At 55.9% G+C, this 22,566-nt stretch carries 22 protein-coding genes; 21 read left to right on the forward strand and 1 reads right to left on the reverse strand.

All coding sequences use genetic code 11. From position 1 onward, the window contains the following. Positions 1-18 precede the first annotated feature (18 nt). The 10 genes from AC27IT_RS00195 (at position 19) to arsC (ending at position 8,262) form a co-directional block, all read left to right on the forward strand. The gene (locus AC27IT_RS00195) at positions 19-1,068 is read left to right on the forward strand and encodes a Gfo/Idh/MocA family protein (protein ID WP_429778052.1); all 1,050 of its coding nucleotides are present in this window, start codon (positions 19-21) and stop codon (positions 1,066-1,068) included. A 66-nt stretch (positions 1,069-1,134) separates the two neighbouring features. Further along, the gene (locus AC27IT_RS00200; RefSeq protein WP_007787574.1) at positions 1,135-2,466 is read left to right on the forward strand and encodes an ABC transporter substrate-binding protein; all 1,332 of its coding nucleotides are present in this window, start codon (positions 1,135-1,137) and stop codon (positions 2,464-2,466) included. A 129-nt stretch (positions 2,467-2,595) separates the two neighbouring features. Further along, positions 2,596-3,906 (forward strand): carbohydrate ABC transporter permease, encoded by a 1,311-nt coding sequence (locus tag AC27IT_RS00205; RefSeq protein WP_487091399.1) that lies wholly within the window; start codon positions 2,596-2,598, stop codon positions 3,904-3,906. A gap of 13 nt (positions 3,907-3,919) precedes the next feature. Continuing rightward, positions 3,920-4,747 carry a carbohydrate ABC transporter permease gene (locus AC27IT_RS00210; RefSeq protein WP_005831897.1) on the forward strand — a complete coding sequence of 276 codons (828 nt, stop codon included), beginning with the start codon at positions 3,920-3,922 and terminating at the stop codon, positions 4,745-4,747. A gap of 3 nt (positions 4,748-4,750) precedes the next feature. Continuing rightward, on the forward strand, positions 4,751-5,239 hold the full coding sequence (locus AC27IT_RS00215) for an acyl-CoA thioesterase (RefSeq protein ID WP_487091402.1): 489 nt from the start codon (positions 4,751-4,753) through the stop codon (positions 5,237-5,239). A 394-nt stretch (positions 5,240-5,633) separates the two neighbouring features. Beyond that, complete coding sequence (locus AC27IT_RS00220) at positions 5,634-5,861, forward strand: SpvB/TcaC N-terminal domain-containing protein (protein WP_081414694.1); 228 nt, start codon at positions 5,634-5,636, stop codon at positions 5,859-5,861. Between the two features lie 100 nt (positions 5,862-5,961). Further along, entirely contained in the window at positions 5,962-6,276 is a 315-nt protein-coding gene (gene arsR / locus AC27IT_RS00225; RefSeq protein WP_005831900.1) for an arsenical resistance operon transcriptional regulator ArsR, read from the forward strand. A gap of 65 nt (positions 6,277-6,341) precedes the next feature. Continuing rightward, the gene (locus tag AC27IT_RS00230) at positions 6,342-6,782 is read left to right on the forward strand and encodes an ArsI/CadI family heavy metal resistance metalloenzyme (RefSeq protein WP_005831902.1); all 441 of its coding nucleotides are present in this window, start codon (positions 6,342-6,344) and stop codon (positions 6,780-6,782) included. A gap of 18 nt (positions 6,783-6,800) precedes the next feature. Further along, positions 6,801-7,835: an ACR3 family arsenite efflux transporter gene (gene arsB / locus AC27IT_RS00235; protein WP_005831904.1), complete on the forward strand. Its 1,035-nt coding sequence runs from the start codon at positions 6,801-6,803 to the stop codon at positions 7,833-7,835. 22 nt (positions 7,836-7,857) lie between these two features. Continuing rightward, on the forward strand, positions 7,858-8,262 hold the full coding sequence (gene arsC, locus AC27IT_RS00240; protein ID WP_005831906.1) for an arsenate reductase (thioredoxin): 405 nt from the start codon (positions 7,858-7,860) through the stop codon (positions 8,260-8,262). A gap of 72 nt (positions 8,263-8,334) precedes the next feature. Here the strand turns inward: arsC and AC27IT_RS00245 are convergent, their stop codons facing one another. Further along, positions 8,335-9,069 carry an EAL domain-containing protein gene (locus AC27IT_RS00245; protein ID WP_007787580.1) on the reverse strand — a complete coding sequence of 245 codons (735 nt, stop codon included), beginning with the start codon at positions 9,067-9,069 and terminating at the stop codon, positions 8,335-8,337. Between the two features lie 236 nt (positions 9,070-9,305). Between AC27IT_RS00245 and AC27IT_RS00250 the strand changes: the two genes are divergently transcribed. The 11 genes from AC27IT_RS00250 to AC27IT_RS00300 all read left to right on the forward strand — a co-directional run bounded on the left by AC27IT_RS00250 (position 9,306) and on the right by AC27IT_RS00300 (position 22,554). Further along, positions 9,306-9,920, forward strand: coding sequence for a superoxide dismutase (locus AC27IT_RS00250; protein ID WP_025846702.1), 615 nt, complete (start codon positions 9,306-9,308; stop codon positions 9,918-9,920). 9 nt (positions 9,921-9,929) lie between these two features. After that, entirely contained in the window at positions 9,930-10,601 is a 672-nt protein-coding gene (locus AC27IT_RS00255; protein WP_025846704.1) for a helix-turn-helix transcriptional regulator, read from the forward strand. A 22-nt stretch (positions 10,602-10,623) separates the two neighbouring features. After that, entirely contained in the window at positions 10,624-10,764 is a 141-nt protein-coding gene (locus AC27IT_RS00260) for a hypothetical protein (protein ID WP_174435224.1), read from the forward strand. 48 nt (positions 10,765-10,812) lie between these two features. Further along, positions 10,813-11,859, forward strand: coding sequence for a hypothetical protein (locus tag AC27IT_RS00265; RefSeq protein WP_429778056.1), 1,047 nt, complete (start codon positions 10,813-10,815; stop codon positions 11,857-11,859). A gap of 284 nt (positions 11,860-12,143) precedes the next feature. Continuing rightward, the gene (locus tag AC27IT_RS00270) at positions 12,144-13,058 is read left to right on the forward strand and encodes a CsxC family protein (RefSeq protein ID WP_487091407.1); all 915 of its coding nucleotides are present in this window, start codon (positions 12,144-12,146) and stop codon (positions 13,056-13,058) included. 613 nt (positions 13,059-13,671) lie between these two features. Then, complete coding sequence (gene sbnA / locus AC27IT_RS00275; protein WP_283857760.1) at positions 13,672-14,673, forward strand: 2,3-diaminopropionate biosynthesis protein SbnA; 1,002 nt, start codon at positions 13,672-13,674, stop codon at positions 14,671-14,673. A 36-nt stretch (positions 14,674-14,709) separates the two neighbouring features. Next, a complete protein-coding gene (sbnB, locus tag AC27IT_RS00280) occupies positions 14,710-15,723 on the forward strand; it encodes a 2,3-diaminopropionate biosynthesis protein SbnB (protein WP_309478993.1) in 1,014 nt (337 codons plus the stop codon). A 25-nt stretch (positions 15,724-15,748) separates the two neighbouring features. Beyond that, positions 15,749-17,632, forward strand: coding sequence for an IucA/IucC family protein (locus tag AC27IT_RS00285; RefSeq protein ID WP_327945305.1), 1,884 nt, complete (start codon positions 15,749-15,751; stop codon positions 17,630-17,632). Continuing rightward, a complete protein-coding gene (locus AC27IT_RS00290) occupies positions 17,625-18,869 on the forward strand; it encodes an MFS transporter (RefSeq protein WP_429791053.1) in 1,245 nt (414 codons plus the stop codon). Before AC27IT_RS00285 ends, AC27IT_RS00290 begins: the two co-directional genes overlap by 8 nt. Continuing rightward, on the forward strand, positions 18,866-20,713 hold the full coding sequence (locus AC27IT_RS00295; RefSeq protein ID WP_327944677.1) for an IucA/IucC family protein: 1,848 nt from the start codon (positions 18,866-18,868) through the stop codon (positions 20,711-20,713). Before AC27IT_RS00290 ends, AC27IT_RS00295 begins: the two co-directional genes overlap by 4 nt. Further along, positions 20,710-22,554: an IucA/IucC family protein gene (locus AC27IT_RS00300; protein ID WP_327944678.1), complete on the forward strand. Its 1,845-nt coding sequence runs from the start codon at positions 20,710-20,712 to the stop codon at positions 22,552-22,554. The genes AC27IT_RS00295 and AC27IT_RS00300 overlap by 4 nt, the downstream gene beginning before the upstream one ends. The last annotated feature ends 12 nt before the right edge of the window (positions 22,555-22,566 follow it).

Below are 22,566 nucleotides of genomic sequence, written 5' to 3' on the forward strand. Positions count from 1 at the left end.
GAGGGAGATGTAGCGAATATGCGCACACACAAAATCGGGATCATCGGGGCAGGCGGGATCGCTCTGGCTCATCTGGAGGCAGCCAAGAGGGAGCCGCGTGCAGAGATCGTCGCCATTGCAGATGTGTCGCGGGAAACGGCAGCGGAAAAAGCCGAGCAGTACGGGATTGCGCACGTCTTTACCGACTATGAAGAGATGCTTTCGCAAGCGCCGATCGACGCGGTGATCGTCTGCGTCCCGAACTATTTGCACGCGCAAGCGGCGAAACAAGCGCTGGCAGCAGGCAAGCATCTGCTCTGCGAAAAGCCGATGGCCATGAACGCCCAGCAGGCGGAAGACATGATCGAGGCGGCGAAGCAAGCCGGGAAAATTTTGATGGTCGCGCAAAACAACCGCTTTCGCAGCCAAGCCCAGCAAGTCAAGGCATGGCTGGACGAAGGCAGGTTAGGCAGCATCTATCACGCCAAGACAGGCTGGGTGCGGCGCAACGGCATTCCCGGCTGGGGGAGCTGGTTTACGCAAAAAGAGCTGGCAGGCGGAGGCCCTTTGATTGACATCGGGGTACATATGCTCGACTTGACTTTGTGGCTGCTCGACCATCCAAAGCCGGTGTCTGTACTCGGCCAGACGTATGCGCAATTCGGCCCGCACAAGCGCGGACTGTCCGAGTGGGGCAGGCGCGAGGAAAACGGCAAGTTTGACGTCGAAGACATGGCGGTCGCGATGATTACATTTGAAAACGGATTTTCGCTCACACTGGACGCAAGCTGGGCTTCTCACATCGAAAAAGAAAGCGTTTTCCTGCAACTGTACGGGCAGGAGGGAGGCGTCTCGCTCGGCTTGCTTGAGGAAAAGCTGACGCTGTACCACGAGTGGGGCGGCGTGACGGCGACGACGGAGCTGTCGCCAACGCCTTGCAACGAGCGGGTGATGCTGCTCGCCAATTTCCTCGATGCGGTCGAAGGGAAGGCGCAGCCGCTCTGCACACCGGAGCAAGCCTTGTACATCACCCGGTTGATCGAGGCGATTTACCAGTCGGCGCAGACAGGCGAGGCTGTCCGACTGTAACGGCGGTTTTACGGCCTGCTTTGGCAGGCGACATAGATCCATAAAGAGCATAGGGGGTTAAATTGCATGAAAGTTATGAAACGGCTTACATCAATGGGACTTACCTTGACAGTTGCACTCTCCTTGGCAGCATGCTCATCAGCTCCGCAACAATCCGCGCCCGCACAGGGACAGCCCGCGACCGAGGCACCGAAGACAGAACCGGCTCCGCAGCCAGCCGCAGAAAAAGTCAAGCTCGTCTACGCGCGCGGCAAAGATGCGACCGACTCCACGAAAAAGCTCGTCGAAGCTTTTCAAAACGCCCACCCGAACATCGAGGTAGAAATTCGCGAAATGCCGTCTGACACCGGACAAAGCCACGACCAGTACGTCACTATGTTCAGCGCGCAGTCCCAGGAGATCGACGTGTTTGACTTAGACGTCATCTGGCCCGCGGAATTTGCCCAGGCCGGCTATTTGCTCCCGCTGGACCGCTTGATCGAGCAGGACGGCATTGACACCGGCAAATACATCAAAGGGGCGATGGATGCCGGAAACTTCGGCGGCCAGCAGTGGACCATGCCGAAATTCATCGATGCCGGGCTGCTGTTTTACCGCAAGGACCTGGTCAAAGAGCCGCCCAAAACATGGGATGAGCTGATCGCGCAGGCGAAAGCCACGAAGGGGCAGGGCGGCACGAAATTCGGCTACCTGATGCAAGCGAAGCAATACGAAGGACTGGTGTGCAACTTCGTCGAGTTCATTGCCTCCTACGGCGGAAAAATTTTGGATGAACAAGGCAACGTGGCGATTAACAATCCGGCCACCATCAAAGGCTTGAACAAAATGATCGAGGTCGTCCAATCGGACTTCGTGCCGAGCAACATCACCACCTTTATGGAGACCGAATCGCATACCGCTTTCCTCGAAGGACAATCGGCTTTCGTCCGCAACTGGCCGTACCAGTTCGCGCTCGCACAAGATCAGGCGCAGTCCAAAATCGTCGACAAAGTAGCAATCGCTCCGCTGCCGGCAGGCGATGCCGGGTCCGCTGCGGCGCTCGGCGGATGGATGGGCGGCATCAACAAGTTCAGCAAGCATCCGAAAGAAGCGTGGGAATTTCTGAAGTTTATGACGGGGGCCGAAGGGCAAAAAATTTCGGCGGTGCACGGCGGACTCGCTCCGACTTTCCTGCCTGTGTATGAAGATGCCGAAGTGCAAAAGGCAAGCCCGCTGTTCGCCAACAAAGACTTCGTAGATGGCGTCAGCGCTGCCGTCTCCCGTCCGACTACGCCGATTTATCCGAAAATCTCCGAAGTAATCCAGATCGAGGTGTCCAAGGCGCTCGCCGGACAGCAAACCGCCGAGCAAGCTGTGCAAAACATGGAAACGAAAATGAATGAGTTGATAAAAAAATAACGCAAGGCAAGCCGGAAAGAATACGGGTCCAATGGCTTCCGGGAGGGCGCGTCTCTCCCGGGAGTGAATGGATGTCGGATTTTGCCCAGTACCTCGAATGTTCCTATCAGGATAGAAGGTGGTGAACGGATGAATCGACAAAACAAAGGGTCCCTTTCGGAAAAACAGATGGGCTATTTGCTGATTTTTCCCGCACTGCTGATTATACTCGTCATCGCGATTTGGCCTGTCATGCGATCGTTTTGGATCAGTCTGCACGACATCCGGTTGAATGACCCGACGAAGACAGAGGTCCACTCTTCCTATGGGCTGGACATGGAGCGCTACGTCAGCACGCTGCCCAATTTGCTCCGCTATGTGAAAAGAGAGGCAGAGTCTGCCGAAGGGGCAACGAAGGAACAATTGGACGCCATCCGGCAGCAGATCGAGCAAATGAACGCTTCCCTCAACCAGACAGGCGAGATCGCGAGCCGTTACCACGCCGTCGATCAGTTGCTGCTCGAATTCAAGCCGATTCCCGCCGAACTGAAATATGTGACGCTGACAGGCGAGCAGACAGATGCTGTGCGGACAACCTTGGAGCAGGCGGAGGCGGCACTCCTTGCGCTTGGCGCGCAAAAGCAACTGTCTAAGCCCGAGGGGGCGGTCGGCGTCATGGCGGGGATCCAATCCTCGCTGATCGAACCGAACTACATTGGCTTCGCCTATTACCAGATGTTTTTGACCGACAGCCGCATGTGGGCCGCTTTGTACAACACGTTCTTTTTCACTGTCGTCTCTGTTGCGATTGAGCTTGTGCTCGGCATGGGCATTGCGCTGCTCCTCAATCGGCCGTTTCGCGGGCGGGGGCTTGTCCGCGCGACCGTGCTGATTCCGTGGGCCATCCCGACGGTCATTTCCGCCATGATGTGGAAATTTCTTTACGACGGGCAAAACGGGATTGTGGCGCATCTGTTCGAGGTGACAGGGCTTGTCTCGGACATGGGCGTGCTGCTCTCGACGAAGGCAGGCGCGATGTTTTCCGTCATTTTGGCCGACGTCTGGAAAACGACGCCGTTCATGGCCTTGCTGCTCTTTGCTGGCTTGCAGACCATTCCGCAAAGCTTGTACGAAGCCGCCTCTGTAGATGGGGCCAACCGCTTCCAGCAATTTTTCCGCATCACCTTGCCCATGCTCAAGTCGACGATTCTCGTGGCGCTGTTGTTCCGCACGCTCGACGCGTTCCGGGTGTTCGACCTCATTTACGCGCTAACGGGCGGGGGGCCAGCCAACTCGACCGAAACGATTTCCATCTACGCCTACAAAACGATGTTTGCGCAGATGAGCTTTGGTGAAGGCTCGGCGCTCGCTGTCATTGTTTTCTTGTGCGTCGCCTTGATTTCGATTGGCTACGTCAAAATTTTGGGAGCAGACCTCTTGGGTGAGGGCAACGGAAAATAAGGAGGAAACGTGCATGCAAAAAAGTGCAGGGCCCTTGTTCTACGTCGGATTGCTGCTTTTTGTCTTCGTCGTCATGTTCCCGTTTTTATGGATTTTGCTCGCCGCCCTAAAACCCCCAGGGGAGCTGTTCGGTGAGCGCGCCTTTCAGTTCATCATCGAGAATCCGACGCTCGACAACTTCATCCGCGTATTCACCGAACGGCCATTTGCCACATATTTGTGGAACTCGACGGTAGTAGCGACGCTGACGACGCTGTATTCGATCACGATTGCGTCCTTTGCCGCGTATGCGATCGCCTGGCTGTCTTTTCGCGGGAAGACGATCATTCTCGGCGTCGTTTTGGCCGTCTCCATGTTCCCGCAAATCGCCACGATCTCGCCGATTTTCATGTTCATGCAGTCCGTGGGTCTGACAAACAGCTACCTTGGCCTGATTATCCCCTATACGACCTTCGCGCTGCCGCTCGCCATCTGGAATTTGACGATCTTCTTCCGCAAAATTCCGAGCGATCTCGGAGAAGCCGCCAAAGTGGACGGGGCGAGCATTTGGCAGACGATGACGCGCGTGTTTTTTCCGCTGGCGATGCCAGGCGTGTTTACGACGGCGATTCTCGTCTTTATCGCCGCCTGGAACGAATTTTTGTTTGCGCTCACGCTGAATACGCAGGAAGCGATGAAGACAGTTCCGGTGGGCATCGTCATGTTTCAAGGGATGTTCACGATTCCGTGGGGGGAAATCTCGGCTGCGTCCATCATCGTGACCGTGCCGCTCGTAATTATGGTGCTGATTTTCCAGAGACGGATTATTTCCGGCTTGACGTCCGGCGCAGTCAAAGAGTGAGGCGTGCGACTTAAGTGGCACAGCATGCGGCTCGCCCAGGCTGGCAGGAATTTTCAGCAGAAGCGCGAACTATCGAACTATGACGAAAACAAACCTGCCAGCACAGACAAAAGGGGAGAGTCCATGCCGTTTTCACCGTTTGAAATTCGCGTACAACCAGAGGAGATTCACGATGGCCATGTGAACAACGTCCAATACATGGCGTTTTTGGAGCAGGCTCGCCAGCCGTGGTATCACTATTTTTCCCGCCTTGGCTTCCGCTCGTTCGTGGCCAGGCTGCAAGCCGAATACAAAAAGGAAGCCTTTCTCGGCGACGTCCTGCTGATTCATTCGTCCATAGAGCGGGTGGGCAACACGAGCTTTGTGCTCAGGCAGCTCATCCGCAACCAGCGCGATGAGCTTGTCTTGCAAGCAGAGGTTACGTTTGTCGCCATTTGCGCAAGGACGGGCGAAAAGATTCGCGTGCCCGATGAGCTGCGGCAGCAAGCGTAAGCAGGGGAAGTCCGCTTGCTCGCCTGGCAAAAGACGCCCGTGCAGGAAAAGAGGGTCCGATCGCTTCAGAATCGGGCTTTTTTGGCGTGCCCAAACGAAAAACGACCGCTGCTTCTGGCGTCCGGGCCTTCAGTCAAACGTTTTTTGCGGAGACGGGTAAAACGGCACGAGATGGCGACGACGCCGTCTAGCCGCTAACCATGACAAAAGTTTCCGCTACAGAAAAAAAGAATGTTGAAATTTATGGCAAATTTTACTGAAATACACTTTGCGTACAAACTTTCCTCACGATTCGCTGTTGGTTTTGTCTCGTTTCGACGAAAAATCCACTCTGAACAGGAAGGAAGCGCGGTACAGAAATGAGATCCGTTGAGTTGCAGCCGCGAAACAAGCCATGTCCAGTAAAATAACGACCAGCCACATCTCGCTGCCAAAAGGGGGAGGCGCCATCCAGGGAATGGGCGAAACCTTTGCGCAGCATGAGTTTACCGGAACGTTTTCCTTTTCCCTTCCCATCCACCTCACGCCCGGTCGAGGGTGTTTTCCCGAACTGCAGCTCGCGTACAGCTCAGGAGAGGGGAACGGCATTTTCGGTCTGGGATTCAGCCTGTCCTCCCTCTGATCTCGCGCAAAACCGCCAAAGGAATCAACGATTGCATTTCCTTGCACATCATGCCTATAATCTATATATCAAAAAAAATTGATGAATGAGGTCATCTTCCATGAACAATCTGAAACAAAAGTTGGAGCAGTATGAGAAGAAATTCAAAGCGCTCGCCGATCAGAGACGATTAGAAATTATGTATGAGCTGTGCCAGCGAGGGAAAACGTGCGTCTGCGACCTTACGGAAGTTTTTGACATGCCGCAATCCAAGCTCTCGTACCATCTCAAAGTTTTGCTGGACGCCAATCTGATTACAAAAGAGACAAAAGGAACATGGAGTTACTACGATTTGAATGATGAGGAAGTGAATCACCTGCTATCGGAAGAGCTTTGTTGCATCTTCAGGAAAGCCGGAAAAGGAAGCTGCTGCTAATTTTTTTTGATCCTTACATCAATTTTTTTTGATGAATGACTTTTGAATCAGGGGAGGAATCAGAAATGAAGTATGCGCACGTTGGAATCAATGTTTCGCATTTGGCGAAATCAGTTGAATTTTACCAGAAAATGTTTGGGGTGAAGCCTGTAAAGGTCAAGGGCGATTATGCGAAGTTTTTGCTGGAAAGCCCAGGGCTAAACTTTACCTTGAATGTTCGGGACGCGATTCGCGGTAACCAGGTGAATCACTTCGGCTTCCAGGTGGAACGCGCAGAAGAGATCGCTCTTCACAAGGAACGGTTGGAAAAGGAAGGCATCCTGGTGCGTGACGAACTGGATACGACCTGCTGCTATGCTGTCCAGGACAAATTTTGGATCACCGATCCGGACGGAAACGAATGGGAGTTTTTTTACACAAAGGCTGACAGCGACCTCCGCTATACGAAACAAGTAGCTTGCTGTGTAGAGGAAAATACAGCGCGGGATACAGTTTCGTGTTGCTAAGCCAAAAAGGAGTATTTCATGAAGCCATTATCGTTGTTAGACCGTTTCTTGACCCTCTGGATTTTTCTTGCGATGGCAGTCGGCATTTTGGCAGGGACGTTCATACCGGGTTTTACGAATAGTTTGCACCGTTTCCAGATGGGCACCACCTCGATCCCGCTTGCCATCGGCCTGATTTTGATGATGTATCCCCCGTTGGCAAAAGTTCGATACGAGGAAATGGCTCGTATTGGGAAGGACAAAAAAGTTCTTTTCCTGTCGCTGCTTCAAAACTGGGTGATTGGTCCGATCCTGATGTTTTTGCTGGCCGTCATTTTCTTGGCCGATCAGCCAGAATACATGGCAGGGCTGATTGTGATTGGCTTGGCCCGTTGTATTGCGATGGTCATTGTGTGGAATGACCTCGCCAAAGGGGATACAGAATACGCGGCTGCGCTGGTGGCATTCAATTCGGTGTTCCAGGTGCTCTTCTTCTCCATATACGCGTATGTGTTTCTCACGCTCATTCCGGAATGGCTGGGCATCCAGGGAGCGATGGTGACGTTTACCATGGCGGACGTGGCAAAATCGGTGCTCCTGTACTTGGGGATTCCGTTTCTTGCCGGGATGCTGACGCGTTTTGGTCTGGTCAAAGCAAAGGGCAGGGAATGGTATGAAAAAGTATTTCTGCCCAAACTAAGTCCGCTCACGTTGGTTGCCTTGCTTTTTACCGTCATCGTCATGTTTTCGATGAAAGGGGAAAGCATCGTCAGCGTACCTGTAGACGTCGTTCGCATTGCGATTCCTTTGCTGATTTACTTTTTCGTGATGTTCTTTCTTGCTTTTTACATGGGGAGGAAGATCGGTGCCGCTTATCCGGTTACGGCGACCTTAGCGTTTACAGCAGGCAGCAATAACTTTGAGTTGGCAATCGCCGTAGCCATCGGTGTGTTTGGGATTCATTCAGGCGCAGCGTTTGCAGCAGTTATCGGCCCGCTTGTGGAAGTGCCTGTGATGATCGCCTTGGTTAACGTCTCATTATGGTTGCGCCGAAAATATTTTGCTAACACATAAAAGTTGAAAAGGGGAGGACAGGATGGAAAACAAAAAAACGATTTACTTCTTGTGCACAGGGAACTCTTGCCGGAGCCAAATGGCCGAAGCATGGGGAAAGAAATACTTGGGCCACGCCTGGAATGTGTTTTCAGCCGGGATCGAAGCGCACGGTATCAATCCAAATGCTGTGCGAGCGATGCAAGAAGTCGGAATCGACATGTCCGATCACACCTCAGATGTGATAGATCCGGCCATTTTAAACAAAGCGGACCTTGTCGTGACGCTTTGCCATCACGCGGATTCCGCTTGCCCGATCACACCGCCGCATGTGAAACGGGTTCATTGGGGATTTGACGATCCTGCCGGAAAAGAATGGGCGGAATTTCAGCGGATTCGCGATGAAATCGGTTCCCGGATCAAGAGATTCGCCGAAACGGGAGAATAAAATTTTGCCTCGCAGAAAGAAGACTAAAAGCCCGTACCTCCCCGGTAACGGGCTTCTTCCACGTCCAAACCCTCACACTCCCCCCAAATAAACCGCTTCACAAAGCGCCCTTGGCCGCCCGAGCAAAAATCCTTGGCCGAGGGGGACGCCCAATGTTTTTGCCGTCGCCAGATCGTCGGGTTCCTCCAAGCCTTCCAGCACGAGATGGGATTGGCCCCGGCAAAAGTCGACGAACAGGGAGACGAGCTTTTGCTTGTTGGGGCTGAGAGCCAACTGGTTGCCAAAGTAGCGGTCCAGCTTCACGATGTCTGGCTCGTACTCCACGATTTTTCGCAAAGATGCAGCACCGGAGCCTACATCATCAAGCGCGATCAAATAGCCGTATGCGCGCAAGTCGCGAATTTTTTGCCCGAGAAGCCGAATGTCCCACATCTTGTCTTCCTCTGTCGCCTCGTTGATCTCCAGCACGATGCGCTGGCAGCAGGCGGGATGCGCGGCCAGCATCTCCTCAAGCAAGGCGCAAAAACCCGGATGCAGCAAGGTCGAAGGAAACACATTGAGAAACAAATAAGGCGCGTGCTGCGCTTGAGACACTTCGGCAAAGTAGGCAAATACAGCTCCGCGCATGGCAGTCGTGTCCAACTCGTACAGGCGGCCGCTTTGGCGGGCCGTCTGGAAAAGCCGCTCAGGCGAAGCGCCGGATGAGCAGCGTAGCAGAGCTTCGTATCCGAAGCATTTTCCGTTAGCCAGCTCGACGAGTGGCTGAAAAACGGAATAATGCGCTTGTGGCTGGATAGAGTCGGTCATGAACAGAAATTCCCTCCTGATTAGGAGTATGCAAACGACCCCTCGTCAAAAGGGGCAAGAGAACAGAATTTTCCCTGCAGAAAAATTGTTTCGTTCAGGAAAGATTGAGTTTATTCTACAACACAATAAACGATTTGGCAATTAAGTTTACCAAAGGAAACATTTTTGGGTATGTACAAAATATTTTTCTTCTTGTACACTGTCCTTGTAATCCACTGAACAGGAGGAATTTTCCAATGGGAGCTTTTACATTGCCACAATTGCCGTATGCCTACGATGAACTGGAGCCGTATCTGGATGCCAAAACGATGGAAATTCATCACGGGAAACACCATGCTACCTATGTCGCCAATCTGAACAAGGCTCTGGAAAACTACCCCCAGTTCCAGAACGCTACGGTGGAGGAGCTTATCTGTCACTTGAACGATTTGCCGGAAGAAATTCGCACAGCGGTCCGCAATCACGGCGGCGGCCACTACAGTCACAGCCTGTACTGGTCGATCATGAGTCCAACGGGCGGCGGAAAGCCGCGCGGGGACATCGCCAAGGGTATCGACAAGCACTTTGGCAGCTTTGCGCAAATGAAGGAAGAGCTGACGAAAGCCGCCATCAGCCGCTTCGGCTCCGGCTGGGGCTGGCTGGTCGTCGACGGGGACAAGCTGGAAGTGACGAGCACGCCGAATCAGGATACGCCGTTCATGGAAAAGAAAACGCCGATTTTGGTCGTGGACGTCTGGGAGCACGCCTACTATTTGCAGTACCAAAACAAGCGGCCGGATTTCGTGTCCTCCTGGTGGAACGTCATCGATTGGGAAGAGGTCAACCGGCGCTACAACGAGGCCATGAGGTAAACCGTGGGGATGGGAGCAGCGGCTTTTCGCGAACCGACCACCCGGCAAAAGCTATTGTTGTACATGAAAAAGCACGGGACGGTCAGCGTCCAGGAGCTGGCGGAGCATTTGCGGATTACGAAAGTCGCGGTGCGCAAGCATTTGGATGTGCTGCACCGGGAGCGCTATCTCGACGCCCAGATCATGCGCCGGCAGGTTGGCAGGCCCGTGTTCGTGTACCAACTGACGCCACGGGCCGAGCGCTTGTTTCCGACGGAGTACGAAGGCTTGGCTGTGGAGCTGCTTGGCGATATGGGCGACCTGTTTGGCGATTCGCTCGTGCATGCGCTGTTCGAGCGGCGGATGGAGCGGACGGCGCAAAAATATCGGGAAAAGATGGCGAATCAGTCGTTTGAGGAACGGCTGCAAACGCTGGCGCAGCTTCAAAATGACGACGGCTACATGGTCAAGCTGGAAAAACGGGCAGAGGGCGTCTATTTGTTTCGCGAGACGAATTGCCCGATCGCCCGCGTAGCCGACTGCTATCGGCAGGCGTGCCAGTGCGAGCTGCGCATGTTCGCCGCGCTGCTTCCGGACGCTGACGTGGTGAGAACCGACTGCATGGCCGAGGGAGGCAAATGCTGCCAGTATGTCCTGACCGAAAAACAGACAGACCAGAAGCTCATGCCGAAAAAGGCATGAGTTTTTTGGTGCGCATGGGTGCATGGATGCGCGGATCGAAAAACAGCAGGCCGACATCCGCGCCGCGCAGGCTCCGCCAGTAGGGAAGGAAGCCAAGCTTTCGCAGCAAGCGCCGCCTACGAGGACAGACGACTATGCCAAAAGGGGGCGGTCGGGCGTATGAATATAGCGAAGAGAAAACGTTGACCCAACGAAAGAAAGGAGGTTGCAAATGGCTGTCCCCCAACCGAAACGAGCGTCCGCGAAAAAGCCGCCTTTTTTAAACCACGGAGAACTAAAGCGCGCCCCCAAAAGCCCCCAGCAAACGTTTTTGCGCGTGAAGCAGCAACTGGCGAAGCAGGAGCTGGCTGACAAGCATCCGCCGCTGCGGCCGAGAGGAAGCAAGCTGGCAAAAAGCAAAGCCCCTCTCGTCCGCGTCCAGGCCAGACAAGAGCGAAGGGCAGGGAAGCCTGTCGGCAAAAAGTCGCCCTGGAGCAAGTCCCCATGGGTCAAATCGCCATGGACCAAGCCGCAACGCCAGCGGACGGCTGCCGCTCGTCCTCCCGCAGAGGCATGGGAGCAAGCGGATGCCGATGAGCTGCACGACGTAACTGGACAGGAGCCTGCCGAAGCCAGGGGCGAGGTCAGGGGCGCGCCTGAACTTGAACCTGCTCCCGATACCGCAGTCGCTAGGCTTTCGCAACAACAGCCCATGCCGAGGCAACAGGCGAACACCGGGAACAACCAGGTGGTGTTTGCCGATGTTTCCTACGCCGAACAGGCAGACCGCGCTTATGTGCAAGTGTCTGTGCTCGAAGAGGTGTGGGAAGTGAACTGGGTACACCCGATCCAGGCGTGCTGGAAGCAGGAGTGGTGGGAGCTGCACCCGCAGATCGTGATGGATGTGCAGGAAGCGCGCTATGAGGACAAGGGGCGCGTGGTCTGGGTCCGTGGCGAATTTGAGCTGACCGCCTTTGGCACGACGGGAGAGGCGGGCAAAGTCGCGCATGAGACGCTGCGCCTTCCCTTTACTTCAACCGTGCTGCGCCCTCCCGTTGCCCAGGAAAAAGCAGAAGCGAGCCTGCTGCTCGACAGCAGCCCGTTGTCCTTGCCGGAGAAATGGATCGAGACCGGGGATTGGAAAGTGAGCCTCATGTCCGAGCCGTTTATGAAGCACGGTGCGAGCGTACGCGATTACAAAGGGGTGGCGATCGTAAGCGGGCGAATCTGGTGGTTTCGCAAGCAGTTGGTTCCGCTGCGCGGACTGGGCCAAGTGTGAGCGCATCTTTTGGCGATCAATAGCAGGCAGGAGACAGAGGGCCGAAAGAACGGGATGCCCGTCCACGTATGGACACGTTGACAGGCAGATGCACACTTGGCATGTCCGGGCTGTACATACAGGCATGCCGGATTGTTGCTTAGGTAAATAAAAACGGATGGAAACGGAAAGTACAAAAGGAAAAAATGGGTAAATCACGCTCGACAACAGCCAAGTCCTTTGCGCAGTCCAGGCCATACAATGAATGGTAAGGCCATGTATGGACAAAGGAGGCGATAAACAAAGTGGGAAAACACAGCGAGTCAAAAGAAGGCAAGTTCAAAATTGAATACTATTGCGATGATGACAAGCACAAGGACAAGCACGACCACAAAGACAAGGAAAAAGACAAATACAAGCACAAACACGAGCATAAGCACAAACACAAAGACGAGCATGACTGCAAATGCGAGCATGAGCACAAGCACAAGCCTGACAAGGAGCACGAGCACGGCAAGCCGAGCCCGCAATCCTGCGGCGTGGAAAACGTGCGCGTGTTCGGCTCCAGCACGGAAGCGGCCCTTTTTCCGAAGACGATCAAGGTGCCCGTGACATTGGCCGAAATCTCCGTCGTCGTTTGTGTGGAAGCAGATATTCAACTGGAAAAGCCGGCGCTGGAAATCATTCGCGCGTGGAAAAGCGTCATCCTCGAACAGTGCGAGCTTGTGCCGACATTCAATCCGTACGTGGCAAAACTGTTTGGGAGCGGCTTCATCCGCAAAAACATCGAGTACGCCACTGCCGATCGCGTGTCCGGAAGCGCAGTTTGCGGAGACATTCGGCACATTTCTGCCATGATACCGTTCGATTTTTGCGTGGGAATTACATTCCCTGCGGGCGGGCCATCCTTGCAGCTTACCCCTGACTTTTCTTCCTCGGGCGAACTCGGCAACAAAGGAGGAACAGGTGCGAAGTTGAACCTGGGATTGTTCGGAAATCGCCAGGTGTACAACGAAAAGCCGTACTGCGAGCTGGTGTACTCCGAATTTACCGAGCTGGACATCGGGCAAGACTTGAAAAAAGTGAAAGCCGCCGAGCATGCTTTTTCCCATGTGCGCGAGAAAATCGTCCTGAATCTCGGCCTGAAAGTTTTGCAAGATCAGCAAGTGCCGCTGCCAGTAGTGACACCTCCGCCAAAACCACCCTATACGTGCAAGTAATTTCGACAAGGAAAACAGCAAAAAGAAGAGGCCGTTGAGAGAGGGCCTCTTCTTTTTGCCCGTGAAAAAACGATGGAATGCAGGCGCGATTCGCTACATACAACAAGGAGTGGGCATCAAGCTGACCCAGCAGAAGAGACATCGCCCATATCCGTGGTTTTTTGGCAAGCGGCGGTTTTTGCGTGCCTGTTTTCCTCGGCGGCTGAGGGGAAGGGGCGGACAGACTGGCTTGCCGTGGCACAAAACGATAGGAGCAGAAGCCAGAAGTAGTCCAGTAGGAGTGAATTTATTTTATGAATCAAATAAATCAGCGACAAGCGTCATACATTTTTTCGAGCGGATTTGTTGCGAAAGACATCTTTTTCGACAATGAAAGTAGGTCGGCGGGAATAGAAAACGGGGAGGGCAGCCCTTGATACGCGCAGAAAAAGGGCTTCTTTGGCGTGTTCCAGGCAGTTGTCCAAACAGGGAGAAAGACGTCGAATCTTGGAAGAAAAAAATACCATTTTCCCAATTGACATTAAGAATCATTATCAAATATCATGTATTTGCAACATTTATATAACGATAATGATTATCATTGTCGCAAGAGGAAAGGGAGAAGGTGCCTGTGGTGATTCGATCTAACCTGGAAGTAACTGGTGAAAGAAGGACCGCTTCTGATTCTATTGTTTCGTGCGTAGGTCATACACCTTTGGTCAAGCTGAGCCGTCTGTTCGCGCAGCACGAGGTTGAAGTTTTCGCCAAGCTGGAGCTGATGAATCCCGGCGGGAGCATGAAAGATCGACCAGCGCGTTACATCATCGAGCAAGGATTGCGAGACGGCACCATCCATAAAGACACGCATTTGATCGAGAGCACCTCGGGAAATCTCGGGATTGCCATTTCCATGATCGCGCGGGTGTACGGACTTGCGTTTACGTGCGTCGTCGATTCCAAAATCACGAAGACGAACCTGACGATCATCAAGCAGCTTGGCGCCAACATTGAAATGGTGCAGGAGCCTGACGATCAGGGCGGCTATTTGAAAACGCGGATCAAGCGCGTAAAAGAACTGGTGGCAACGATACCGAATGCCTATTGGATCAACCAATACGCGAATGAAAACAACTGGAAGGCGTACTACCACGGTACTGCGAGCGAAATCGTGGAGCAGACAGGCGGCAAAGTCGACTACCTCGTCATGGCTGTAAGCACGACGGGAAGCATTCTCGGCACCGCGAGAAGACTGCGGGAAGCGAACCCGAATCTGAAAGTGATCGCGGTAGATGCTGTCGGTTCGGTCATTTTCGGAGCGCCACCTGCGCCGCGCGAGCTGCCCGGCATCGGTTCGAGCCGCGTTCCCGAGCTGTTCAGGCGGGAGGAAATCGACGACGTCATTTTTGTCAATGACAGCGAATCCGTGCGCGGGTGCCGGGAGCTGCTCGCCGCCGAAGGCATTTTTGCCGGAGGCTCGTCCGGCTCTGTCATCACGGCGATTCAAAAAATCATTGCCACCTTGCCTGCCGGTTCGCGCGTCGTGACGATCTTGCCGGACAGAGGCGAGCGCTATCTCGACAGTGTGTACGACGAAGCCTGGGTCGAAAAACTGAACAAGCCAGCCGTAACGGTATAAACGGTATAAAGGCACAAAAAGGAGCGAAAACATACGATGTCCACTCAACCATCTATCTTGTATTTGTCCAAGTCTGATATTGCCCATCTGGGAGGCGATTCCTCCGATCTGTACGTCACGGCCGTGTCGCGGGCGCTGGAGCTGCATGCAAAAGGCGATTTTGTCCAGCCGCTGAAGCCGTACTTGCGTGTCAATGAAGCAAACGGCCATATTGCCGACCGGATCATCGCGATGCCGGCTTATGTCGGCGGCGAAGCGCCTGTCTCCGGGCTGAAATGGATTGGCAGCAAGCACGACAACCCGAGCAAGCGGGGACTGGAGCGGGCCAGCGGATTAATCATCCTGAACGACCCGGTCAGCAATTATCCGATTGCCGTCATGGAAACGAGCCTGATTAGCGCGATGCGTACGGCTGCCGTTACCGTGATCGGGGCGCGCTATCTCGCCAAAAAAGATTTTCAGACGGTAGCGTGCATGGGTTGCGGCGTCATCGCCAGCACACAGCTTCGCTCCATGCTCGAGCAGTTCCCGCAGATTACGTCGATCTATTTGTTTGACTTAAATAGCGATGCGGCTCGCCGATTGGCCGACCAATTGCGCGAGAAAGCGCCGGCTGTGGAGGTCGTCATCGCTACGAGCGCCGAGCAGGCGGTGCGTGCGGGGGAAGTCGTCATTACGTGCACGGTGGTCGACCAGCCGTACATTCCGTTTGAGTGGCTGCAAAAAGGAGCGTTTGTCAGCAACATCTCGATTATGGATGTACATAAAGAAGTATTTCTCAAGGCAGACAAAGTCGTGGTAGACGACTGGGATCAGTCGAACCGGGAGAAAAAAGTGATTAACCAGCTCGTGCTGGAAGGAACGTTTTCCCGCGAGCAACTGCACGCGGAGCTGGGAGAAATTTTGCTGGGGAAAAAAGCGGGTCGCGAATCCGCAGAAGAGATCATTCTCTTGAATCCGATGGGGATGGCGGTCGAAGATATTTCGAGTGCCTATGAAATCTACCAAAAAGCGGTGGCAGAAAACGTAGGAACCCGGCTGCCTCTGTAACGGAGCGAGAGGAGAGAAGCTAGTGATGGAAGCTGATTTGCTGGAAAAAGAGCACCCGCTTTTGCACAGGGCCGAGCAACTTGTTTTTTGCGACCTCATCAATGCGCTGTTGCAGGAAAATTTGGCCGGATTGCTCGATCGGGCACGCATCGAGCGCACGTGGCCGGGGCCTGCCGCGCACGAGTGCAGCGAGCTTGGCGAGGGCGAGCAGTACTTGCGCCTTCCGCTCGGCGATGAGCGCAGCCTGGTCGTTCGCGTCAAAGCCGCGCCGTTTATCCAGCCGTACAAACTAAGCAGGCTGCCCGCCGTGCTGGTCGATCAGCGGGCAAACAGCGTGCAGGAGCTGACCCCGATCTCGTTCATGCAACGGTTCGCCGATGCGCTCTCTGCGGTTGAGCGGCAGGCAAGCATGCCCAATTTGCAAGACTTTCAACAGGAATTGCGAGATTCGATTCGCCATACGGCTTTGTCCATGCAGGCCAGCACCAGTCTGGAACAGAGCGAACAAAAAAGCGACGACGCAGCCCTTCTGCAAGCCGAGCGCTTCTCCGCCATGCGGGACCGCCCCTTCCACCCGACGTCACGGGCGAAAAGAGGCTGGAGCGACGAGGACTACCGCACGTACAGCGCCGAGTATGGGCGAGCGTTCGGGCTGGATTGGCTCGCTGTCCGCCGCGACTACGTCCAGGCGAGTACCGCGCAGGATGTCGCCGACTTTATTCTGGCCGAAGCAGAAAAAGCGCGCTTGCGTCAGGCGGCACGCGAAGCGGGAATTGACGAGCAGCGCTACTTGCTGATGCCTGTTCATCCATGGCAGACGGACCACGTCTTGCCCGCCTTTTACCGCGAAGAGCTGGCGCAGCGCATATGCGTGCCTGTCGTCCGGGGATTGGGCGCGTTCCGTCCGACTTCATCCGTGCGGGCGCTGGTTCCCGCAGGCCGCCAACGCTATCACGTCAAGGTGCCGATCGGCATATATTCCTTGGGCGCACTGCGATTGTTGCCGCCGCGCTATTTGCACAACGGAGCGAAGGGGCAGCAATTGCTTGTGAGCGTCGCGGAAAAAGACGAGCGGCTGAGACAACGGCTGCGCCTGTGCGACGAAACGAACTGGTGGGGGTACCATGATGCGGCGGCCGATCCGTTTGCGGATAAGCCTGGACATCTGGCGTGCCTGATTCGCGAATACCCCGCCGATCTGCTCCGTGACGATGCTGTACAATTGATCCCGATGTCCGGCCTGGCCGTCGTCGATCCGCAGGGGAAAAACCCGGTGTTTGCCGCATGGCTGCAGGCACGCTACGGGGAAGACGCAGGTGTGGCGGAAGTTTTGCAATTGTTCCGGGAAATTTGCCACATGCTGATCGACACGTCGCTGCGCTTGTTTTGCTACGGGATCATGCCGGAAATTCACGGGCAAAATGTGCTTTTGATCGTGCGCGACCACCAGACAACCGGGCTTTTGCTGCGCGACCACGACACGATCCGGCTGCATTTGCCGTGGCTTGCGGCGGCAGGCTTGCAAGAGCCGGCCTATCGCATCAAGCCCGGCACGCCGAACAGCCTCATCAACGAGACGCCGGAGAAGCTACTCTCCTATTTTCAGACGCTCGGGGTGCAGGTCAACCTATATGCCATTGCGGATGCCTTGATGACCGCTTACGCCATCGAGGAAGCTGCCTTCTGGCGCGTAATCATGTCAGTCGTGCGCGAATCGCTGGGTGAAGAGGGGCTGCCGGAGCAAGCGCGAGACGTCTGGAAGACGCAACTGCTGGAGGCGGATACATGGCCGATTCGCCTGCTCTTGACGCCGCTGTTGCAGCGCACCGATTCCGGCGGAGGGAGCATGCCTGCCGGGGTAGGCAGCACCAGCAATCCGTTGAGGCAGCTCGAAGCGGCAGATGAGTAGCGCGACTTCGTTTGCCCGCAGCTTTCGGATTTTGTGGGCGGGGCAGTTTTTCTCTACGTGCAGCTTGACCATCATCGTTCCGTTGCTCCCTTTTTACATGGCGGAGCTGGGCGCAACCCTTCCCGAAGCAAACCGGATCTGGACGGGTGTGGCGCTGGCCGCTCCGGCGGTGACGATGTGCCTGTTTTCTCCGCTCTGGGGAAGATACGGCGATCAGGTAGGGAAAAAGTGGATGGTTGTGCGTGCATTGGCTGGTATATCCATCAGTTTACTTTGGATGGGGCTGGCAAGCTCGCCGCTCGTGTTTGTATTGGCGCGGCTGCTGCAAGGCGCTTTTGGCGGTGTCGTCGATGCCGCCGCCGCTTTTGCCGGGGCACAGGCGAGCGAAGGGACGAAAGGCCGCGCCCTGGGCAATCTGCAAAGCGCGACGGCCGCAGGCTCGCTGACAGGTCCGCTCATCGGCGGGCTGCTCTCCGAATGGTTCGGGCTTGCGACGATGATTTTGTGGAGCGCACTGTTCACTGCGCTGTGCAGTGTAGCGGCGGCAGTGGTCTTGCAAGAGCCAGCGAGCGGCAGGAACCTCGAGAGTCGCGAAAAGCTGCCGATTGCCCATGCGTCCCAGGAGATGCTGCGTCACCCCCGAATCCGCAACATGCTCGTAGCCGGAATGCTCGCCCAGTTTGGCGTGTACGGCCTGGTCGCGATCTTTGCGCCCCACGTGGAAGGAATCGTCGGGAGCGCGTACGCGGCTTCCTGGGTGGGGGTGCTACAGGCCGTGACCTGGAGTGCGACTTTTCTCGCCGCTCCGTGGTGGGGGCGGCGCAACGACAGGAAGCGCATCGAAAAAAATGTGTGCGTGGCCCTGCTTGGCTGCGGCGTCAGCATCGTTTTGCAAACGTGGCCGGCTGACGTCATCTGGCTGTTGCCGCTTCGGGCGCTGCAAGGCTTTTGCTTCGCTGCGCTCGTGCAGTCGATCTTTCTCGTGGTCACGCTAGAATCTGCGGAGAATCGCCGCGGCGTCTACATCGGACTGGCGAACTCTACGCTGACCATCGGCCAAATCATCGGTTCGTTGCTGGGAGCCGGATTCGGTGCCCTGCTTCCGCTGGAATGGGCGTTCGCGGCGATGGGGCTGGCGTTTTTGAGCGCAGCGGGCTGGCTTGCGCTCACGGCTCCCCGCCAGCGGCTGGCCCACGCTGCACTACCTTATCATCCCAAAGAGGTGAAGAATGAGTGACACTAGACACCGTGACAAACAGACGTAATCAGGCTGAGACAGCAGCAATCGAGCGTCTTTTCAACGCGTTTTTGCGAGAGACAGGGGTGGTCGACCCGACCGTGCGCGCAGAGGACGGTGCGCTCGCCGACTTGCCGCCGGACATCGTCTCGCACCTGCAGGCAGAAGGTTTGCCGATGCGAGTGAAGCTGCCCGCGACCGCGGTGGAAATCGTCGGTTCGCTCACCTATTTTTCGGCTTTCGGCCATCATCGGTACGGTCATTCGTTCTGGCTGCGGCAGGCAGGAGGACAGGAAAAGGAGCTCACGCCCGTTTTGACGGCAAGCACACTGGCTTCCGCGCTGCTGCACGAGCTGGCAGAGTCGGCGCCGCCTTCGCTGCCGAAAACGGAGCTGGTCCAGACGTTGCTCGTGCAGGTCGAAAATTCCGTGCAAAAGACGAACACATACGTGGAGTACAGCTTGCGAGAAGGGCGCGCCCTGATGCTGCGGGAGGGAATCGAACGGTTTTTTGCCGCTGAACAGGCGATGGTGTACGGCCATCCGTTTCACCCGACGCCGAAAAGCTCGCAAGGCTTTACGGCGGACGACATGACGCGGTACGCGCCGGAGCTGGGCGCTTCCTTTGTCCTGCATTACTTCGCGTGCGCGCCCGAGATTGTCCGGGAAGTGAGCTTGACGGACCAGCCGCATGCCCACGACTGGATTCCGGCGGCGGTGAGCGAAGCGGCCAAAAGCAAGCTGACGGCAGCGCAGCAGTCATACCGTCTGCTGCCGTGCCATCCGTGGCAGGCCGAGCACGTAAAAAGCTGGCCGAGCGTGCAGAGTCTCCTGGAAAGCGGCTTGCTTGTCGATCTCGGGCCGCTTGGAGCCAAGGTGTATCCGACTTCGTCCGTTCGAACAGTCTGGGACCCGAATCACGCTTATTTTTTCAAGCTGCCGTTAAACGTCAGGATCACGAATTTCATTCGGGTCAATCCGCTCGATCAGTTGGAGCGAACGATGGACGCCAGCCGCGTCATGGCAAAACTGGCTCCCGTGGTGCAGGACAAAGCCTTTACGATTTTGCAGGAAGCAGGGTACCGCACGATTGCGCCGCAAGCGGCAACGCCGGAAGAACAAGAAAAGCTGATCGAGAGCTTCGCGGCGATTTTTCGGGAAAATCCCGTCGTGCTTCCGCTGGATCAGGACGTGCCAATCGTCGTCGCGTCCGCGTTGGAGGAACCGCCTCATTCCGTGTGGCCGCCGATCATGGACGCGGTGCGGGAGTCGGCGAAAAAGCAGCCGCATCTTGCGTTGTCCGCGTGGCTGGACAAGTGGCTGAGGCAGTATCTCGACATATCACTCGTGCCGCTATTGCGCCTGTTTGTGCGGCACGGGGTCAGCATGGAGGCGCACGTGCAAAACTCGATGGTCGCTTTGCGCGACGGCTGGCCCGTCCATTTTTACGTGCGCGATCTGGAAGGCGTCAGCATCAGTCGGGAGCGCGCCCGCGAGCAAGACATGTTCGGCCGCTGCCTGAGCGAAAACAGCCCGGTTCTGTATGCAGAGGAAGAAGCGTGGAGCCGCTTCCAATATTACGTCATCGTCAACCATGTCGGGCATCTCGTCTGCACGTTGGCGCATGGCAGCTCGGTTCCGGAGGAAAAGCTGTGGCACATCGTGGGAGACGTGATCCGCTCCGCCGACTTTTTCCCCGAGGCACAGGCGTTGCTCGAAAACTTGCTGGAGTCGGAGACGCTGCCCGCCAAAGCGAACTTAATCAGCAGCTTCCAGCGGCGCGGGGAAAGACCGCTCTACGTCCCCGTTCCTAATCCGCTGGCGCAATCGAGGAGGAAAGTATGAAGCAGACACAAGCCCCAAACGATTTTGCCAAGCAGGCTGCCACCGTGGAAGCCGCGATCCAGTCCGAGCAATACGTTCGGGTGCGGCGAAGAATTTTTCGCCAGTTGCTCGAAGCGTTGCTCTACGAAGGCGTAATTCCGGCCGTCACCAATGAGGACGGCAGCGAAACAGTGTTCCGCATCGCCGGGCAGACAGAAGAGGGCAAGGCTGTCACCTACATTTGCCGCGGGCAGCGCCGCTTCACCTTCGGGCGCATCCGTCTGTCCGACGGCCCGATCTTGCGGGTAGCCGAAGAAAAGAGCGCAGAGGCCCAGTCGCTCGCCCAATTTTTGCTGGAGGTGCGCCACGCGACCGGAGCAGATGAAGGCCGCTTGACCGCGTTCATCCACGAGCTGGAGCATACGCAGCTCAAGGACACGCTGGCCCAGTACGAGCGCCAGTTGCAGGGCAGCTCCTTTTCCTTGCGCGATTACGACGCGCTGGAAGCCGAGATTATGGACGGACATCCGTACCATCCGAGCTATAAATCGCGAATCGGCTTTGACTACGCCGACAATTACCAATACGGTCCCGAGTTCAAAGAGGAGCTGACCTTGCTCTGGCTCGCGGTAGCGAAAAAGCACACCCGTTTCGCCATCTCGGCGCAACTGGAGTATGAGCGCCTGCTCCAAGAAGAGCTGGGCGAGCAGCAGGTTGCCGCGTTTTCCCAAGTGATTTGCGACAGGGGGCTTGATCCGCAAAACTATTGGTTTGTCCCGGTCCATCCATGGCAGTGGAAAAACATCGCGACTACGGCTCTTCTGGAAGATTTGCGCAACAACCGCGTGATTTTGCTTGGTCCGGCACAAGACGCTTATCGGGCGCAGCAGTCCATCCGCACGCTGGCAAATGTCAGCGCCCCGCGCAAAGCTTACGTGAAACTGGCGATGAGCCTCATCAACACGTCGACAGGGCGGATTCTCGCTCCGCACACGGTCGCGAATGCTCCGGTCATCTCCGACTGGCTGCACGGAATCGTCCAGTCGGATGCGTTTTTGCGGGACGAAGCCCGCGTCGTGCTCTTGCGTGAACGGATGGGAATTGCGTACGACGCCCCGCCGCATGCGGCGCTCGTGCAGGCGAAAACGTACGGCGTGCTCGGTTGCATCTGGCGGGAGAGCTTGCATCCGTACCTGGAACCCGGCGAGCAGGCGCTGCCCTTCAACGGACTTTGCTCCCTCGATGGCAACGGCCGCCCGCTGATCGCACCGTGGATCGAGCGCTACGGGGCAGAGGCATGGCTTATGCGGCTGTTTGAGGCAAGCGTCCTGCCGATCGCGCACATGCTCTACGCGCACGGAATCGCGCTGGAATCGCACGCGCAAAACATGGTGCTGCTCCACCGGGAAGGCATGCCTGTACGCGTAGCGCTGAAAGACTTTCACGACGGCATCCGCTTTTCGAAAAAGCATCTTCAGGCACCGGAAAGCTGCCCGGCTTTGCTCGGCACACCAGCCTATCACGCCCGCGTGAACCGCAACTCGTTTATTGAAACCGACGATCTCGCCCTGGTTCGCGACTTTATGCACGATGCCTTTTTCTTCATTAATATGGGCGAACTCGCGCTGCTGATGGCAGATGCTTTCGGCTTTTCCGAAAAGCGCTTCTGGGGGCTGGTGCGCCACGTGCTGGAAGCGTATCAACAGCGTCATCCGCATCTGGCGGAGCGCTTCTCGCTTTTCGACTTGTTTGCTCCTGCGATTGAGGTCGAGCAACTGGCCAAACGCAGGCTGTTCCCGGACACGGAGCTGCGCGTGCACAAAGTGCCGAATCCTTTGGCCGACAGCAAGTCGCACCGTTAAAAACGAAAAGGA

The sequence above is a fragment of the Brevibacillus sp. YAE8 genome, from assembly GCF_057543335.1.